The organism is Leclercia sp. W17, assembly GCF_003336325.1.
Classification (GTDB): Bacteria; Pseudomonadota; Gammaproteobacteria; order Enterobacterales; family Enterobacteriaceae; genus Enterobacter.
Genome location: NZ_CP031101.1, coordinates 922,139 through 936,358, shown reverse-complemented (window position 1 = coordinate 936,358; position 14,220 = coordinate 922,139). Strand labels below are relative to the sequence as shown.

Genomic DNA, 14,220 nt, shown 5'->3' with positions numbered 1-14,220 from the left:
ATTAACGCTCCGTAACAGGTTTCAGCTCAATACGTTTGATATCACCCACCAGCACCAGGTAGCTCAGCACCGCCACCAGGGCATGGATACCGACGTAGATCAGCGCCCCGTTAAACGAGCCGGTGGTACCGACGATGTAGCCAATAGCAATCGGAGTCACAATGCCGGAGATGTTGCCGAACATATTGAACAGACCGCCGCTCAGGCCGCTGATCTCTTTCGGCGCGGTATCTGCCATCACCGCCCAGCCCAGCGCACCGATACCTTTACCGAAGAAGGCCATCGCCATAAAGCCGATAATCATCCACTCGGCGTTCACGTAGTTACACATCACCATCGTCATGGAGAGCAGCATACCCAGCACGATTGGCGTTTTACGGGCGATATTCAAAGAGCCAGTACGACGCATCAGCCAGTCGGAAATTACCCCGCCCAGTACGCCGCCGACAAAGCCGCAGATTGCCGGAACGGAGGCGACAAACCCGGCTTTCAGAATCGACATGCCGCGCGCCTGCACCAGATAGACCGGGAACCAGGTAATAAAGAAGTAGGTTAAGGCGTTGATGCAGTACTGGCCGAGATAGATCCCGAGCATCATGCGGGAACCCACCAGTTGTTTGATTTGGCCCAGTTTCTGGCTGAATGGGACTTTCGCTTTGCTGCTCGCCTGATCCATGTTGATCAGCGCGCCGCCTGCGGCGATGTAGTCCAGCTCTTTCTGGTTTACGCCAGGATGCTGGTTCGGTTCGTGGATCACTTTCAGCCAGATAAAGCTGATCACAATACCCAGACCGCCCATAAAGAAGAACACGTGCGACCAGCCCACCTCGTGCGTCAGCCAGCCCATGATAGGGGCGAAGATAACGGTGGCAAAGTATTGTGCGGAGTTGAAAATGGAGACCGCCGTTCCCCTCTCCTGCGCCGGGAACCAGGCAGCCACGATCCGGCTGTTGCCCGGGAAGGATGGGGCTTCTGCCAGCCCGACGAGGAAGCGCAGGGTAAAGAGCGCGACAATGATGCCAAAGCCGTTAAAGATATCCACAAAGCCCTGCAGCAGGGTAAACATGGACCAGATGAAAATGGACCAGAAATAGACGCGTTTTGAACCGAAGCGATCGAGCAGCCAACCGCCTGGAATTTGGCCGATAACATAGGCCCATGAAAATGCGGAGAAAACATACCCCATACCGACCGGATCCAGCCCGATATCTTTTGCCATTTCTGAACCAGCAATCGACAGGGTGGCGCGGTCGCCATAGTTGAAGGATGTGACGATAAACAGCATCACCACTATCCAGTAGCGGGCGTTAGTGCGCTTTTCAGCGCTGCTCGCCGCTTGGCTTAATGAACTCATTCTTGCACTCCTGAATCATAGCGTTTTCGCTACGTTCATTCTGAACAGCTCAACCGTAGGGTAATCAGAATGACGTGTATGTGTTTTTGCAGTTCGAACATGTAGGTCGTTTCGCCTTACTGACTGCATTTTTATTAACTGGCGGAAAAAGTATAAGAAAGGAACCAGGCCCCTCTCACCGTGCAACAACACAACATTGGCAAGGCTCTGTGCGGTTGTTTGTGGCAAAAGCCCAGGACAATGGAAGAGACTTCACGGAAATGAAAACTGCCTGCCCGTAAGGGGGAGGCCAAAGTCAGGGAATAACGGGATTGTGAAACAGGTCGCTTGACGCAGTGAAAATGCCTGCTAATAACCGTGCTTCAGGTGAGGATTTACGGGCGATTGCCCAAAGCTTACTCGATTCAGTTAACTTATACTGGCTGCATGGTCGCTTTGTTAACTGGCAAAGGGTTCTGGCCCTCCGCTCAGGGAGGGCATGAACTTATTTTAGCAATGTGCCCCACTGTTCAACCCAGGGATTGGATTCGCCTTCCGGTTCAGGGTGTTCAGAGGCGTCAATCATCAGCATCTCACCCACGCGCTGCGCGCTTTGCTCCTGTAACAGAGCGTCGAACAGCTTGCCGCCACCGCAGAAATTCGCGTAAGTGCTGTCACCGAGCGCAATAATGCCGTAACGCATTTCCGGCTGATAACCCAGCTTATCTTTAATTCCCTGGTACAACGGAACAATGCTGTACGGGAGATCGCCCTGCCCGGTTGTCGAGGTGACCACCAGCGCATACTGGCCCTGGTATTTTTCCCAGTCGGCCAGATCGGGATCTTCATAGACCGTGGCTTTATGGCCCATACCCGCCAGAATCGCTTCGGCCTCTTCTGCCACCAGCAGCGAGTTACCGTACATCGTGCCGACAAAAATTCCGATTACCGCCATGTTTTACTCCCTGATTGAACGCTCGTTCCGATCATCCTGAACGTTGGTTACGTCAAACTCAACCCTTTCATTTTCGGGGAGTTGTCCGCGCCATCCAAACTGTGACAACGCCTGCATCCACACCTCGTCCAGCCCGGCCCGGATCGTCAGCGGCTCGCCGGTAAACGGATGGATAAGTTGCAGCTGGCTGGCGTGTAACATCAGACGATGACAGCCGAAATGCTCTGCGGCGCTGCGGTTTTGCCGCAAGTCGCCATGCTTGCTGTCGCCGATGATCGGATGGCGGAGATGCGCAAGGTGACGTCGCAGCTGGTGCTTACGCCCGGTTTTCGGCTCCAGTTCAATCAGACTATAGCGCGTGGTGGGAAACTTACTGGTGGCAACCGGCATTTCAGTGGTCGCCATGCCGCGATAGTCGGTTACCGCGGGCTGCGGGCCTTTGTCGTCGCGGGCATACTTATCGGCAATTTTATCCAGCTCTTCCGTCAGGGGATAATCGAGCGTGGCGCACTCTGTCAGCCAGCCCCGGACAATCGCATGGTAGCGTTTCTGGATCTGATGCTGCTCAAACTGTTGCGCCAGACGTCGACCGGCCTCGCTGGAGAGTCCCATCAGCAGAACGCCGGAAGTGGGTCTGTCCAGACGGTGGGCAGTGAAGACATGCTGTCCGATCTGGTCGCGTACCGTCTGCATCACTACCACTTTTTCATCCCGGTCCAGCCAGCTACGGTGTACCAGCCAGCCGGAGGGCTTATTAACGGCGACCAGCCACTCATCCTGATAGAGGATCTCGATCATGCTTCGTCGCCGAAGAGCGTATCCAGCGCCAGCAGCGCGGCCAGCACCGCGTCGCGTGACGGATGGGCAGCGTCCAGCGCCATTTCATAATAGGGCGCTACGGCAAAGCTCTGGGGTAGCGGATGGCCGCTATCGAGCAGGGCATGCATGCGGGGAATGAGGACCCATTGCAGCCACTCAAACGGCTCCAGGGTATCCATACAGAAAGGTTGCGTGCTCTCAAACGCGTCTGGCTGCGGCGCCGTCTCCTGCCACAGCTGATGATCGCGCAGTAAAGCTTCAATGGCGTGCAGTTGCGCGCGCACGTTGTCGTGATGGGTCATGAAAACCTCAACTGAAAATGTGAACGGCGCGCAGCATAGCAAAGACCACGCAGAAATAAAAAAAGGGAGCACTGTAAAAACAGTGCTCCCGGTTCGTTTCGCAGCAATCCAGCTACTTTTAGTGCTCCCTGCTCATCCGTGACAACTTTTCCTCTGACCCTAAGGTCTGGTCTTCCCTTGACCGATGCATCCTGCGCACATCGTCCTGATGTGACTGCTTCTTCCTGAAGCGTCCTGGTCTTCCTGACCCACCGGACATCTGTACCGGCTCTCATTCTCCTTCCTGGAGGTGTCCTTCAACGCGTCCTGCGTGATCCTCTTGCTTCATCCTGAAGCCTTCCTTGTAGCGTCTTCCTGACGTGTCCTTGTTAAGAAACGTCATCATCCTGATGTTCGTTTCTTGTGTCGGCTTCCTGTCGACGGAGATAGAATCCATGATTCCGCTTCGTCTTACAAGGCACTGCGTAAGCCACATTAAAGAGTTTGCGTATCTGTACCAAGCGTTATGAAAGCGCAACAAGATGATAATAAAGTATTTTTTAAATGACCTGATGTTTTAAACATTCAAGTAATAAGGGCGATCTCTCACAAACTCTGTAAGAGATCTCTCACACGCGCAGTAGTATGCAGGATTACACGACGGGATGAAGGTGATTAAGAAAATCCGCAAGGGAAGCGGAGAGGGTCTGACGTTTCTGCGTACCCAGTGTCTCTTTTACCACGTTGCCCGTGAGGTTGCAGACAGAGATAACGTCCATCTCACTGTCGAGCGTGGCGATAAACAACGTTGGCGATAGCTTCAGGCGCTTCTGGGTAATGAGGTGCCCTATCAGGTTCTCCTGCACGCGCAGCAGGTCTTCTTCGCTCCAGGTTTGCAGCAACGTCATCGCTTCATTATCAAAGCGAGCGCACATATCCCCGGCGAACTGTGTGGTATAGAACGCGTGAACCGGAGGTTGTACCACAATGTCCATGGCACGTTCAATGGCATTTACACTCTGCTCAGCGGTAAAGGGCTGCGGCTGCCAGGTCACGGTATCCCCGGAAGAGGTAATAATGCAGGGTGAAGGCACGCCGTACAGCTCTTCGCTTTGCGGCCATGACGCTTTCTGTTCATGCCAGGCGTCACAGTAACGCGTAGTAAATGCGGTTAACGCAGCAGCAGTCTCTTTATCCACCGGTTTCTCTCTTCATATAAGCCAGGATACACTCAGCCCATAGTTTACCTTTAAAGTGACAATGAAACATGTCTTACGAAAATCATGATGCCTTATCGGGCCTGACGCTGGGCAAAAGCACAGCCTACCGCGATATCTACGATGCCAGCCTGCTACAGGGTGTGCCGCGCAGCCTTAATCGCGATCCGCTGGGCCTGAAGGCCGATGCCCTGCCCTTCCACGGCGGCGATATCTGGACGCTCTATGAGCTCTCCTGGCTTAACGCCCGCGGTTTGCCGCAGGTGGCCGTGGGTCATGTTGAGCTGGATTACACCAGCGTCAATCTGGTGGAGTCCAAAAGCTTTAAGCTCTACCTCAACAGCTTTAACCAGACCCGCTTTGAGAGCTGGGAAGCGGTACAGCGCACTCTGGAGAGGGATTTAAGCGCCTGTGCCCAGGGTAAGGTCACGGTGGCGCTCTACCGGATTGATGAGCTTGAAGGCCAGCCCATCGCCCACTTCCACGGCACCTGCATCGACGATCAAGACATTGAGATCGACAACTATCAGTTTGACACCGCGTGGCTGGAAAAGAGTGCCAGCGGCAAAGTGGTGGAAGAGACGCTGGTCAGTCACCTGCTCAAATCCAACTGCCTGATTACCCATCAGCCTGACTGGGGTTCGGTACAGATCCAGTATCGCGGGGCAAAAATCGATCGTGAGAAGCTGCTGCGCTACCTGGTCTCCTTCCGTAACCATAACGAGTTCCACGAACAGTGCGTGGAGCGCATCTTCAACGACATTCTTCGTTTCTGCCAGCCGGAGTCGCTCAGCGTCTATGCCCGCTATACCCGACGCGGCGGACTGGATATCAACCCGTGGCGCAGCAATACCGATTTTGTTCCCGCCATTGGTCGGTTAGTGCGTCAGTAAAATAAATAAATTCGCAATCTGCGCGGTATGTTCCGCGCTTTAGGTTGTGAAAGGTCATAAGCCAGGGCTATTGTAATCAACGGGGAAAGACGATAAACGTCCCGTAAGGAGCTCACTTGATTACACATATTAGCCCGCTTGGCTCAATGGATATGTTGTCGCAGCTGGAAGTGGACATGCTCAAGAGCACGGCCAGCAGCGATCTTTATCAATTGTTTCGCAACTGTTCACTTGCCGTTCTGAACTCCGGTAGCCTCACCGACAACAGCAAAGAGCTGCTGTCCCGCTTTGAAAGCTTTGATATCAACGTCCTGCGCCGCGAACGTGGCGTAAAGCTGGAACTGATTAACCCGCCGGAAGAGGCCTTTGTTGACGGGCGCATCATTCGTGCGCTGCAGGCTAACCTGTTTGCGGTTCTGCGCGACATCCTGTTCGTGAACGGCCAGATCAGTAACGCCGGTCGTTTCCAGCATCTGAACCTGGAAAGCTCCGTTCATATCACCAACCTGGTCTTCTCTATACTGCGTAACGCCCGTGCCCTGCACGTGGGCGAAGCCCCAAGTATGGTGGTGTGCTGGGGTGGTCACTCCATTAACGAAACCGAATATCTCTATGCCCGTCGTGTGGGTACCCAGTTGGGTCTGCGCGAGCTGAACATCTGCACAGGCTGTGGCCCGGGTGCGATGGAAGCGCCGATGAAAGGTGCGGCAGTGGGTCATGCGCAGCAGCGCTACAAAGAGGGGCGCTTCATCGGTATGACCGAGCCGTCGATCATCGCCGCTGAACCACCGAATCCGCTGGTTAACGAACTGATCATCATGCCGGACATTGAAAAACGTCTGGAGGCGTTTGTCCGCATCGCCCACGGGATTATCATCTTCCCGGGCGGCGTGGGTACGGCAGAAGAGTTGCTCTATCTGCTGGGCATTCTGATGCATCCGGCTAACCAGGATCAGGTGCTGCCGCTGATCCTTACCGGCCCGAAAGAGAGCGCCGACTACTTCCGCGTACTGGATGAGTTCATTGTGCATACGCTGGGCGAAACGGTGCGTCGTCACTATCGCATTATTATTGACGATGCCGCAGAAGTGGCACGCCTGATGAAAAAGGCCATGCCGCTGGTGAAAGAGAACCGCCGTGATACCGGAGATGCCTACAGCTTTAACTGGTCGATCCGTATTTCGCCGGATCTACAGATCCCGTTTGAGCCGTCACATGAAAATATGGCTAACCTGAAGCTCTACCCCGATCAGCCGGTTGAAACACTGGCCGCCGACCTGCGTCGCGCCTTCTCGGGCATCGTGGCCGGTAACGTGAAAGAGGTGGGTATCCAGGCCATTGAGGAGTTTGGTCCCTATAAAATCCATGGCGACCGCGAAATGATGCGCCGCATGGACGATCTGCTGCAGGGCTTTGTCGCCCAGCACCGTATGAAACTTCCGGGCAGCGCCTATATCCCCTGCTACGAGATTTGCGCATAACGCCCCTGCCCGGCTGCGTGTCGGGCGCCTTCTCACTCTCTCCCGCCGGGAATGGCCCTCAGCCGCCCGGCTTTTTTATTGCCTTCAGCCACATGGCGTGGCGCCAGATATCACCATAACTTATCTTTTTGCGTTTACCGTAGGGGACGCAAACGATTACGTAAATTTTCTAAGCGTGATTTATTAGGTACAAATGCTTTAAATCACGAAAAAATCCTCTAAAACGCGACTTATACAGCGTATGACACCTATATTGCTGGGTTCTCTATCACGCTACATATCGTTAATGATAGCCTTCGCGCCCAGAAATTCGCTGTGATGTTTTCTTAGCAGATAAATGGTCTAAAGATATCCACCTCAAAAGTAGATTATTGCATTTGAGATCGGGATCACTGATAGATCCATTATGAAAATGTATCTTTCCGCCCGCCGATAGTTACGGAGAAAAATTATATAAAAACCGTCACTGAGCGAATTTCATATTACGATTTGTCCTTTTTGCATCGAATTTGACCAGAAACCTGACATTAGCTACTCCTGGAGACACAGATGGAAACCACTCAAACCAGCACCGTTGCTTCGATTGAAACCCGAAGCGGATGGCGTAAAACCGATACCATGTGGATGCTTGGCCTGTACGGCACAGCAATCGGCGCTGGTGTTCTCTTCCTGCCTATTAACGCGGGTGTTGGCGGCTTAATTCCGCTGATCATCATGGCAATCATTGCGTTCCCGATGACCTACTTCGCACACCGCGGCCTGACCCGTTTTGTGCTCTCCGGTAAAAATCCGGGCGAAGACATCACTGAAGTGGTTGAAGAACACTTCGGTATTGGCGCAGGTAAGCTGATTACCCTGCTCTACTTCTTTGCCATCTACCCAATCCTGCTGGTTTATAGCGTGGCTATCACCAACACCGTTGAGAGCTTTATGACCCACCAGCTGGGCATGACGCCGCCACCGCGCGCCATTCTGTCGCTGATTCTGATTGTCGGTATGATGACTATCGTGCGCTTCGGTGAGCAGATGATTGTAAAAGCGATGAGCGTACTGGTGTTCCCGTTCGTTATCGCCCTGATGGTGCTGGCCTGCTACCTGATCCCTCAGTGGAACGGCGCAGCGCTGGAAACCCTCTCCCTGAGCAGCGCGTCCGCCACCGGTAATGGCCTGTGGATGACCCTGTGGCTGGCAATCCCGGTAATGGTCTTCTCCTTTAACCACTCGCCGATCATCTCCTCCTTCGCCGTGGCGAAGCGTGAAGAGTACGGCCAGGGCGCCGAGAAGAAGTGCTCCAGCATCCTGGCTCGCGCTCACGTGATGATGGTGCTGACCGTTATGTTCTTCGTCTTCAGCTGCGTACTGAGCCTCTCCCCGGCAGATCTGGCGGCAGCGAAAGAGCAGAACATCTCGATTCTCTCTTACCTGGCGAACCACTTTAATGCCCCAGTGATTGCCTGGATGGCGCCAATCATCGCGATTATCGCTATCACTAAATCTTTCCTCGGCCACTACCTGGGCGCGCGTGAAGGCTTTAACGGCATGGTGATTAAATCTCTGCGCGGTAAAGGTAAGAGCATTGAAATCAACAAGCTGAACAAAATCACTGCGCTGTTCATGCTGCTGACCACCTGGGCGGTTGCGACCCTGAACCCGAGCATCCTCGGCATGATCGAAACCCTGGGCGGCCCGGTCATTGCGATGATCCTGTTCCTGATGCCGATGTACGCCATTCAGAAAGTGCCAGCGATGCGTAAATACAGCGGCCAGATCAGCAACGTCTTCGTTGTGGTTATGGGTCTGATTGCTATCTCCGCTATCTTCTATTCGCTGTTCGCGTAATTCCTCCCGCGCCATCTTCGGATGGCGCAATCTACTCCTCTGACGTAAAGCAACGGACGCATCATGATTAGCGTTTTCGATATTTTTAAAATTGGTATTGGTCCTTCCAGCTCGCACACCGTCGGGCCAATGAAAGCAGGTAAACAGTTCACGGACGATCTTATTGCGCGCGGAATACTGCACGACACCACCCGCGTGGTTGTAGATGTCTATGGCTCCCTGTCGCTGACCGGCAAAGGTCACCATACCGATATCGCCATCATTATGGGCCTGGCGGGCAACCTGCCGGATAGTGTTGATATTGACGCCATCCCGGGCTTTATCCAGGACGTTAACACCCATGGCCGACTGCTGCTGGCCAACGGTGAGCATGAAGTTGAATTCCCGGTTGATCGCTGCATGAATTTCCACGCCGACAACCTGTCGCTGCACGAAAATGGTATGCGCATCACCGCGCTGGCAGGCGACAAGGCGATTTACAGCCAAACCTATTACTCTATCGGCGGCGGTTTTATCGTCGACGAAGACCATTTTGGGCAGCCAGAGAGCGCGCCTGTCGCGGTGCCGTATCCGTATAAAACGGCTGCCGACCTTCAGCGTCATTGCCAGGAGAGTGGCCTCTCCCTCTCCGGCCTGATGATGCAAAACGAGCTGGCGCTACACAGTAAAGAAGAACTGGAACAGCACTTTGCTAACGTCTGGGAAGTGATGCGCGGCGGTATTGAGCGCGGCATCACTACCGAGGGCGTGCTGCCGGGTAAACTGCGTGTTCCGCGCCGTGCAGCGGCCCTGCGTCGGATGCTGGTGAGCAGCGATAAAACCACCAGCGATCCGATGGCGGTGGTGGACTGGATCAACATGTTCGCGCTGGCGGTGAACGAAGAGAACGCCGCGGGTGGCCGCGTAGTAACAGCCCCAACGAACGGTGCCTGCGGTATCGTTCCTGCGGTGCTAGCTTATTACGACAAGTTTATCCGCGAAGTAAACGCCAACTCACTAGCCCGCTATCTGCTGGTAACCAGCGCCATTGGCTCGCTGTATAAGATGAACGCCTCGATCTCTGGCGCCGAAGTGGGCTGTCAGGGCGAAGTGGGCGTGGCTTGCTCCATGGCGGCAGCGGGTCTGGCAGAGCTGCTGGGCGGCAGTCCGGCGCAGGTCTGCATTGCGGCAGAAATTGGCATGGAACATAACCTCGGTCTGACCTGCGATCCGGTGGCCGGCCAGGTGCAGGTGCCCTGTATCGAGCGTAACGCGATTGCCTCCGTGAAGGCGGTGAACGCCGCACGTATGGCGCTGCGTCGCACCAGCGAGCCGCGTGTCTGCCTCGATAAAGTGATCGAAACCATGTATGAAACCGGGAAAGATATGAACGCCAAATACCGCGAAACCTCCCGCGGTGGTCTGGCGATGAAGATTGTTACCTGCGACTAAGCCTGAAAAGGAGCCTTGTTTTGCGAGGCTCCTTCCCGTTCTTCCCGCCTCTCGTAGTTTCATGCCGCCGACGGTGTTACCCTTAATCCACTGGATATAAGAGGGATTATCTGTGGCTGTTCATTTGCTTATTGTCGACGCGCTGAATCTTATCCGCCGCATTCATGCGGTACAGGGCACTCCCTGCAAGGATACCTGCCTGCATGCTATGGAGCAGCTTATTCGTCACAGCCAGCCCAGCCATGCGGTTGCCGTTTTTGATGATGAAGCCCGCAACTGCGGCTGGCGTCACCAGCGCCTGCCGGATTACAAAGCCGGCCGCGCGCCGATGCCGGACGATCTGCACGCCGAAATGCCCGCCATCCGCGCCGCCTTTGAGCAGCGCGGAGTCCCCTGCTGGGGCGCCCAGGGCAACGAAGCCGACGATCTCGCGGCTACTCTGGCGGTCAAAGTGGCCAGTGCAGGCCATCAGGCTACCATTGTCTCGACGGACAAAGGCTATTGTCAGCTGCTTTCCCCCACCATTCGCATTCGCGACTATTTCCAGAAACGCTGGCTCGATGCGCCCTTTATCGCCAGTGAGTTTGGCGTATCCCCCCAGCAGCTGCCGGATTACTGGGGACTGGCGGGGATCAGCAGCTCAAGGGTGCCGGGCGTGGCGGGCATTGGCCCGAAAAGTGCCGCCCAACTGCTGGCTGATTTTCAGGATCTGGAAGGGATTTACGCCCGTCTGGATGAGGTGCCGGAGAAGTGGCGCAAAAAGCTGGAGGCGCACAAAGAGATGGCCTTTATCTGGCGGGACGTCGCGCGGTTGCAAACCGATTTACAGCTAGACGGGAATTTGCAGCAGCTCAGGTTAGAGCGAGTGTGACGTCATGCCCGGTGGCGCTGCGCTTACCGGGCGTTGTACAGATTACCGCTCGTCGCGACGACCACCCACGGCAGCCCACCAGCGGCGCACATGCACGGTAACCTCTTCGCGGTCGTGGTACAGCTGACGCGCCTGGATCTCCGCATTGATGCCATGCTCATCAAGCTGGGTCTGGATGTATGCCAGGTTCTGGGAAACCTCTTCGTAGCGCTTTTTCATCGGCAGCTTGAGGTTGAAAATCGCCTCGCGACACCAGCCGTTGACCAGCCAGGTTGCCATCAGCGCGGCCACCTTGGCCGGTTTTTCTACCATATCGCACACCAGCCACGAGATGTTATTGCGGTTCGGACGGTAGCGGAAACCATCCTCGCGCAGCCAGGTCACCTGGCCTGTGTCCATCAGGCTTTGCGCAATCGGGCCATTATCAATGGAGTAGACCCACATGTTGCGTTTCACCAGCTGATAGGTCCAGCCCCCCGGACAGGCCCCCAGATCCACCGCATACATCCCGTTTGCCAGACGCTCATCCCACTCGTCAGCCGGGATAAAGATATGGAACGCCTCTTCCAGCTTGAGGGTGGAACGGCTCGGCGCGTCGGACGGGAACTTAAGACGCGGGATCCCCATGTAAAATGGCGAATTGTTGGTGGTATAGGAATACCCGGCATAACAACAGCCCGGAGCGATAAAGAAGACATGCACCACCGGACGCTTTGGCGTCTCGTAGTTGGTCAGCACGCCGCTGTCACGCAGTGCGGCGCGCAGCGGCACGGTGAATTTGCGGCAGAACTTCATCAGCTCTTTGCTTTCGTTAGTATCGGCCACCTCAACGCGCAGCTCACCGCCCTTCTCCACGACACCCTGCAGCATACCGGCAATAGGGGTAATACGATCCTCTGGCGGCAGATCCTGCAGCAGCTCGCCGGCCACAAACATCTGACGGGCAAAAATCAGCGAGCTGAACGGCAGCTCGCGAACCAGTTTATCGGCATCTTCTGGCTGATAGCATTCGAAAACAACGTAGCCCGCATTCTCTTTCACGCGAGCAAAACCAAAGACTTCACGCTTCGCGGCTTTATCAGTAATTTCCGCGGCACACTCTTTTTCAAAGCCCGGGCGACAATATAAGACAACTTTATTCATGAACAACGCCCTTGCGTTTCAGACGGAACGAACCGATTAACATTAAAACCCACCCGACCAGGAAGCTGACGCCGCCCACCGGGGTAACAAACGCCCACAGGCGTAAATGCGACAGCGCAAGGCAATAGAGGCTACCGCTGAACAACACGGTACCCAGCGCCATAAATACGCTGCTCCAGTAAAACCAGATGCTGATGCGGCGCTGCATCGCCACGGCCAGTCCGAAGATTGCCAGGGTATGAAACGCCTGATATTCCAGACCGGTATGGATCCAGCCCATCTCCACTACACCCAGGGATTTGCGTAATACATGTGCGCCAAAGGCGCCCAGCGCAACAAAAATGAAGCCACTCACCGCGGCAAAAATCAGCATAAAACGGCTGGTCATGTTTCTGTCCTGAAGTTATGCGCGCCCTGCACGCAAAAGAAAAAGTTACTCGTACCGAAAGCGGAATTTTTCTTGCTCGTTGGCCGCCTTTGCCAGGATCCACTGGCGAAACGCGGCTATTTTACCCAGTTCTGCCTGACTGTCATGACAAACCAGATAAAATGCGTTCTTACTGACCAAAACATCATTAAAGGGGCAGACCAGGCGGCCAGCCTCAATTTCGGACTGCGCCATCACGTTGTTAGCCAACGCCACGCCCTGTCCGTGGATGGCAGCCTGTAACACCATCGCACTGTGGCTAAAGATGGGTCCCTGCTGCACATTGATATGGTTAAGACCGAGCTGGCGGGTATAAGTTTGCCAGTCGCGGCGAGAAGCATCATGCAAAAGCGTGTGTTGCGCCAGATTGTCCGGCGTTTTTAACGCTTTTTCGCCCGTTAAGAGTAGTGGCGAGCAGACCGGCAGCAAATATTCCGCGTACAATTTTTCAACACGCAGCCCTGGCCAGTTGCCCCGGCCATAAAAAATCGCTACGTCGACATCGTCTGCCAGCTTCTCTTCCTGACGGTCGACCGCCTGGATTCGAACGTCGATTCCCGGATAAGCTGAGTTAAAGCTTGAGAGTCTCGGCACCAGCCATTGAATGGCAAAACTTGGCAATAAACTGACCGTCAGTGCCCCTTTGGCACTGCGCGCCTGCAGCTTACGGGTGGCCTCGGTGAGCTGGGAAAATATCTCTTTGATATCCTGAAAATAGCTCTGCCCCTCTTCCGTCAGAAGCAGGGAACGGTTGCGGCGGCGGAACAGCTTGAGGCCCAGAAAATCCTCAAGAGACTTGATTTGATGACTGACTGCGGCCTGAGTCACAAAAAGCTCATCGGCCGCGCGCGTGAAGCTCAGATGGCGCGCAGCAGCATCAAATACACGTAATGCATTAAGTGGTGGTAATCGCTTGGACATGGTTATCTGGCTTAGATGTTAACGGCTTTTAACAAACAGGAAACAACGTTTAACCTATTAGTTTTTTTTATCTGAGCCATTATAAATTGTCCGTTGAGGAACTACCAGCAAATACCTATAGTGGCGGCACTTCCTGAGCCGGAACGAAAAGCTTTTTTTGGAATGCGTGTTCTGATGGGCTTTTGGCTTACGGTTGTGATGTTGTGTTGTTGTGTTTGCAATTGGTCTGCGATTCAGACCACGGTAGGAAAACTACCACCTTTTCACTTCCTGTACATTTACCCTGTCTGTCCATAGTGATTAATGTAGCACCGCCCAATTGCGGTGCTTTTTTTTTGTCTGCAATTCCGTTAGTGGTCCAGTTCAACCATCTCTTTCACATCACTGCGGTTGATCTGCTGTTTATTCCCGTTGGCATCCTTATACGAGATCATGCCGGTATCATTATCAGTCTGCGGCTTACCCTCTGAGACGATGGAGCGGCCATCGTTAGTGTGCATAACATAGTTGTTGCCAGAACAGGCGCTCAGGGCAAAGGTAAGCATACAGGCAGAGGCGATTGCGATAGTCTTTTTCATTTTCTTCTCCTTCAGCAATTAATGCTATTTC

Annotated in this window: 14 protein-coding genes; 5 read left to right on the top strand and 9 right to left on the bottom strand. The window is 54.3% G+C overall.

The genetic code is table 11. The features are described 5' to 3' along the window. Position 1 precedes the first annotated feature (1 nt). The 5 genes from gudP to syd all read right to left on the bottom strand — a co-directional run bounded on the left by gudP (position 2) and on the right by syd (position 4,587). Entirely contained in the window at positions 2-1,354 is a 1,353-nt protein-coding gene (gene gudP, locus DVA44_RS04700) for a galactarate/glucarate/glycerate transporter GudP (RefSeq protein WP_103822716.1), read from the bottom strand. A gap of 484 nt (positions 1,355-1,838) precedes the next feature. Then, a complete protein-coding gene (locus tag DVA44_RS04695; protein ID WP_114385845.1) occupies positions 1,839-2,288 on the bottom strand; it encodes a flavodoxin in 450 nt (149 codons plus the stop codon). A gap of 3 nt (positions 2,289-2,291) precedes the next feature. Then, positions 2,292-3,086: a tRNA pseudouridine(65) synthase TruC gene (gene truC, locus DVA44_RS04690; protein ID WP_114316896.1), complete on the bottom strand. Its 795-nt coding sequence runs from the start codon at positions 3,084-3,086 to the stop codon at positions 2,292-2,294. Beyond that, the gene (locus DVA44_RS04685) at positions 3,083-3,409 is read right to left on the bottom strand and encodes a YqcC family protein (RefSeq protein WP_103822719.1); all 327 of its coding nucleotides are present in this window, start codon (positions 3,407-3,409) and stop codon (positions 3,083-3,085) included. Before DVA44_RS04685 ends, truC begins: the two co-directional genes overlap by 4 nt. A gap of 632 nt (positions 3,410-4,041) precedes the next feature. After that, on the bottom strand, positions 4,042-4,587 hold the full coding sequence (gene syd / locus DVA44_RS04680) for a SecY-interacting protein (RefSeq protein WP_114385844.1): 546 nt from the start codon (positions 4,585-4,587) through the stop codon (positions 4,042-4,044). 68 nt (positions 4,588-4,655) lie between these two features. Here syd and queF point away from each other — a divergent pair, with 68 nt between their 5' ends. The 5 genes from queF (at position 4,656) to xni (ending at position 11,120) form a co-directional block, all read left to right on the top strand. After that, positions 4,656-5,498, top strand: coding sequence for an NADPH-dependent 7-cyano-7-deazaguanine reductase QueF (gene queF / locus DVA44_RS04675; protein WP_114385843.1), 843 nt, complete (start codon positions 4,656-4,658; stop codon positions 5,496-5,498). Between the two features lie 116 nt (positions 5,499-5,614). Continuing rightward, entirely contained in the window at positions 5,615-6,979 is a 1,365-nt protein-coding gene (gene ppnN / locus DVA44_RS04670) for a nucleotide 5'-monophosphate nucleosidase PpnN (protein WP_114385842.1), read from the top strand. A 549-nt stretch (positions 6,980-7,528) separates the two neighbouring features. Next, positions 7,529-8,818, top strand: coding sequence for an HAAAP family serine/threonine permease (locus DVA44_RS04665; protein WP_103822723.1), 1,290 nt, complete (start codon positions 7,529-7,531; stop codon positions 8,816-8,818). A gap of 63 nt (positions 8,819-8,881) precedes the next feature. Then, entirely contained in the window at positions 8,882-10,249 is a 1,368-nt protein-coding gene (locus DVA44_RS04660; RefSeq protein WP_103822724.1) for an L-serine ammonia-lyase, read from the top strand. A gap of 112 nt (positions 10,250-10,361) precedes the next feature. Beyond that, positions 10,362-11,120: a flap endonuclease Xni gene (gene xni / locus DVA44_RS04655; RefSeq protein ID WP_114385841.1), complete on the top strand. Its 759-nt coding sequence runs from the start codon at positions 10,362-10,364 to the stop codon at positions 11,118-11,120. Between the two features lie 42 nt (positions 11,121-11,162). On the opposite strand, the gene rlmM is transcribed toward xni, so the two are convergent. The 4 genes from rlmM to DVA44_RS04635 form a co-directional block, all read right to left on the bottom strand. After that, on the bottom strand, positions 11,163-12,263 hold the full coding sequence (gene rlmM / locus DVA44_RS04650) for a 23S rRNA (cytidine(2498)-2'-O)-methyltransferase RlmM (protein WP_114385840.1): 1,101 nt from the start codon (positions 12,261-12,263) through the stop codon (positions 11,163-11,165). Next, complete coding sequence (locus DVA44_RS04645) at positions 12,256-12,651, bottom strand: DUF423 domain-containing protein (protein ID WP_039029918.1); 396 nt, start codon at positions 12,649-12,651, stop codon at positions 12,256-12,258. Before DVA44_RS04645 ends, rlmM begins: the two co-directional genes overlap by 8 nt. Positions 12,652-12,696: 45 nt before the next feature. Then, positions 12,697-13,611 carry a glycine cleavage system transcriptional regulator GcvA gene (gcvA, locus tag DVA44_RS04640; protein ID WP_103180950.1) on the bottom strand — a complete coding sequence of 305 codons (915 nt, stop codon included), beginning with the start codon at positions 13,609-13,611 and terminating at the stop codon, positions 12,697-12,699. Positions 13,612-13,961: 350 nt separating this feature from the next. Further along, on the bottom strand, positions 13,962-14,189 hold the full coding sequence (locus DVA44_RS04635; protein WP_032613722.1) for a YgdI/YgdR family lipoprotein: 228 nt from the start codon (positions 14,187-14,189) through the stop codon (positions 13,962-13,964). Between the last annotated feature and the right edge of the window lie 31 nt (positions 14,190-14,220).